Here is a 2,949-nt window from a genome sequence, read left to right as displayed (position 1 = left end):
GTTACGAAACGGCTGAATTTAATACCACGACTTGTTCTTGGGATATCAGCGGAACCCAACCTGCTGATTCCAAAACCATTGTCAATGTATGTGATTCCTACACATGGTCTGTTACAGGTCAAACTTATACTCAATCGGGGGTATATACCTCGTTTGAGAATTGTCAAAATAATGTTTTAGAACTTACTATTGTTGAGTCAACATCAGAAGTTCAATCTGTAACTGCTGTAGGTTCCTATTTATGGAGTTTGAATCAAATAGAATATACGCAATCTGGAAATTACAGTATAGTTCTAGGATGTATAACCTATCATTTACAACTTACTATTACACCTCCGGTTCAACCGTGTACCTATCAAACCTATTCACAAGGTGGATGGTCTAATGCTAATTCTCCTTTGACAACAGCATTTTTACAGCATCATTTTCCAAATGGATTGGTAATTGGAAAACCCGGACGTTCAATAACTTTAAACTCCGTAAGTGCAATTCGTAACTTTTTACCTAATTCGGGTACACCTGATCGTTTGGCTTCAGGAAATCAGTTAAATCCCAACAATAAAAAAGTGAAAAATGTATTTGCGGGTCAGTTGGTAGCTCTGTTGTTAAATGTAGCTGCTAATCCCGGAATGGAAAATGCAACCCTTGTTACCAACAACCTATACAATGGTAAAACTATAGCTTGGTTGATTAACGAAGCTCAAGCTAAGATTGGATCTTCAACAGCTTTGAATTCTACTATTTACAGTCAGCTTTCAGATGCCTGTGAGGCAGTGAATTTAAGTTTTCATAACGGAAATACAGGATATGTAGATTGTACTCAATCAATAAGAAGAGATAATGTACAACCCAAGACGGATTCATTTTCAGACGAATTGCTTAATACAATTGTAATTTATCCTAATCCTTCCAGAAATCAATTTATGATTCATAATCCCTTTTCAACCGAAATTCGCTTCAACATATACAATCTTTCCGGACAATTAATAGAGGAAAGAAATAGTAAAGCAGCAAATTCTAGTTTTGAATTTGGAGAAACCTATCCTTGTGGTGTTTATTTGGTAGAAATTACAATAGGTTCTGCTCAAAAAATTGTTAAATTAGTTAAGTATTAATTTGATAATTTGTGGTTAAAGCCGGGTTAAATGCCCGGCTTTTGTTATTTATCGTAAAAAGAAATCCGTTTATCGAAGGTCATATTGCTTTTCAAGTATAGATTTTCAAGTAATCGATTTTTTTATTGTCTTCAACAATTTTTTTGTTTTCCATTTGTGTACTGGTTGTAGGTTTGTCTTGAAATTATTCCCAAAATGATTTCAGTAACCCAAACTAAAATTAACCGTATCATGAAAAAATTAAACCTACTTTCACAATTCTATTTTAGAAGTATATTACTTCTTTCTCTTATTACTTTTAGTGTAACTGCACAACCTCAATGGATTAGTTCTCAAGTTAGTTCCAATAATGGAAATAATTCGTCTAATAATCCTCAATTCAACAGACCCTCCGGTGTTTTGGCCGGTGATTTACTTTTGGTAGTTATTACAAAAGAAAAAGGAAGTCAAACCACTTACAATACACCTAGTGGTTGGATACTCATTCGCAACACAGACAATACAGATAGAATAGGACTCACTACCTTTTATAGAATTGCTGGTACCAGTGAACCCAGTACGTATTCTTTTGTTCGCAATAGTAGCACAAGTTCAGGGCTATATACCGCATCTATAACGGTGATTAGAGGTGTAGATCCAAATAATCCCCTAGGAAATACTAATACTTCTACAGGGAATTCTACTACGCATACTTCACCTGCCGTAACGAGTAGTACAGGAAGTTTGGTAGTGAGTTTACATACCGTTAATAGTACCAGTGCTCAAACGCAATCCGGTACTGATATGACGAATAGATTTCAATACCTTAATGGTTCCAATGCAACTTGGTCACAATTCATGGGAACCTTTGAAACTACAGTAGCCGGAAATACCGGTACCCGAACCACCACATCAGGTGGAACCCGAAGATTTGTAACGCAACAAATAGAATTTAAATCTAAACTTTGTCCGGATAGTGTTTCGGGAGTGAATACCCTTTCAAGTAATTCGGTTGTTTGTTCTTCTAACTTGGTGAATTTAACTTTAAATACATCCTTTTCTGAAGCCGGAGTTTCTTATCAATGGCAAAGTGCTGCAATAGGAACTTCAAATTGGCAAAATATAACCGGTGCTACATCGGCTAGTTTTAATTCAGTTATTACACAACCCTTACAATTTAGATGTCGCATTGCATGTCAATCTTTAGAGGCTTTTTCCGCTCCAGTGACCGTATTATTGGAAAATCGATTTAACTGTTATTGTTCTGTGGGTTCTCCAATCGATAATGCTACCGGAATTACCAGAGTTGTATTTCATACCTTAAATCAAACCTCAAACGGCACACCTGCTTATACGTCTTATCTTAGTGGAGCTGTTACTACTGTTGAGAGTGGCTCTAGCTATCCTTTGAGTGTGCGTGTAAATACAGGTGGAAATTATACAGTGTCAACCAGTGTATGGATAGATTGGAATCAGAATAGTATTTTTGAAGATACCGAACGTATTGATTTGGGCACTGCCACAAATCAAACCAATGGACTTACTTCATTGAGTCCGTTAGCTATACCTATTCCAACTCAAGCTTTAGCCGGAGAAACTGTTATGCGTATTCGTACTACTTACAACACCAATCCAACAGCTTGCGGCAATCAAAATTACAGTGAAACTGAAGATTATAAAATAAACGTAATAAAACCTCAAAGTTGGTTGGGATTAACTTCATCTAATTGGAATGATGGTTCCAATTGGTCTGAAGGAGTAGTACCAACTGCTGAAACGGTAGTTTCTATTGGCACTTCCCCCTTTCAACCTGAAATAACCACACATGCTCAGGCTTATTCTTTAACGGTTGATA

Annotated in this window: 2 protein-coding genes; both read left to right on the top strand. The window is 36.4% G+C overall.

Annotation, left to right across the window (positions count from 1 at the left end; all coding sequences use genetic code 11):
- Positions 1-1,115 (top strand): T9SS type A sorting domain-containing protein (locus V7M80_RS13085; protein WP_333696801.1); only part of this gene is annotated, 1,115 nt, incomplete at its 5' end.
- Between the two features lie 231 nt (positions 1,116-1,346).
- Positions 1,347-2,949, top strand: a 1,603-nt coding sequence (locus V7M80_RS13080; RefSeq protein WP_333696800.1) for a GEVED domain-containing protein, incomplete at its 3' end; no start/stop codon positions are given.

The organism is Flavobacterium sp., assembly GCF_036759525.1.
Classification (GTDB): domain Bacteria; phylum Bacteroidota; class Bacteroidia; order Flavobacteriales; family Flavobacteriaceae; genus Flavobacterium.
The sequence above is the reverse complement of the archived record's forward strand: the minus strand, read 5'-3'. Positions and strand labels throughout refer to the sequence as shown.